Origin of the sequence: Caballeronia calidae (genome assembly GCF_900044055.2) — a bacterium.
GTDB lineage: Bacteria > Pseudomonadota > Gammaproteobacteria > Burkholderiales > Burkholderiaceae > Caballeronia > Caballeronia calidae.
This window is the reverse complement of the sequence record NZ_FCOX02000303.1, coordinates 1-957: the sequence shown is the minus strand read 5'-3', so window position 1 is coordinate 957 and position 957 is coordinate 1. Positions and strand designations below refer to the sequence as shown.

Annotated in this window: 1 protein-coding gene; it reads right to left on the bottom strand. The window is 59.6% G+C overall.

Annotated elements, in window-relative coordinates; translation table 11 throughout:
* A partial coding sequence (locus AWB78_RS42780; RefSeq protein WP_198399497.1) for a transposase occupies positions 1-539 on the bottom strand: 539 nt, incomplete at its 3' end.
* Positions 540-957 lie beyond the last annotated feature (418 nt).

Sequence of the window (957 nt, the reverse complement as noted above, 5' to 3'; positions counted from 1 at the left end):
TTCGCCTTGGCCAGCAGCGCATCGATCTGTTCTTTGAGTTCCAGCTCGGCTTTCTTCATCCGCTCGTAACTCATCGCCTTATGACGCGACGCATTGGCCTTGATCTTCGTGCCGTCAACGGCAATCGTCCCGAGCTTGACCAGTCCGCATTCCTTGGCCAGCTTCACCACTTGCACAAACAGCTCCGACAGTTCCTTCAAGTGAAAGGCGCGAAAGTCGCAAAGCGTGCGATGCGCCGGATAGTTGCCCGCTGCGAGGACCCGGAACGCGACATCTTCATGCAGCTTCCTGGCCAGCTTGCGCGACGAGAACACCCCGGTCGCATAGCCGTAGACGAGCACCTTCACCATCATCGCCGGATGAAAGGGTTGATTGCGCGGGCCGCCGCTCGCATACCGCGCATGGAAGCTTGACAGGTCGAGCGAATCCACCGTGTCGCTGATGTAATAGGCCAGGTGCCCTTCCGGCAGCCAGTCTTGCAGCGCGTGGGGCAGCAACATCTGCTGCTGCGGCTCGTATGGGAGATAACTTGTTGGCATCTGCTAACAACGTCTTCTCCGCTCGGCCGGATGACATCAGATTTCTGCCGCGCGGACTCCTTCTATGAGCAGTAATTTGTCAAGGCCCGCTCGCGAATCGTCGATTACTTCCTCCACATCTCCTTGCGAGTGGGGTCAAGGGCAGGCCGGAGCCTGGGCGTAGCGAGCCTTTGACAACTCGGAAGAGGCGATATGCTGTCGTATGTTGGTGAGCGCGCGGTATTGCGCTCGCCAACTGCGGCAATCGAATTCACGTCCCCCCTGCCTGAAGCCCGTGGCGCTCGTGAGATGATCCAACGTCCCACAACCTTCTATCCGCTGGCCCGGTTCGCCAGCCCTATCCTGCATGCGCGCTGCGCCGGAGTCTTGTCCGGGTGACGTGCCCCATCTAGAAATCGGTTGCGTCGGCAACCCAGGA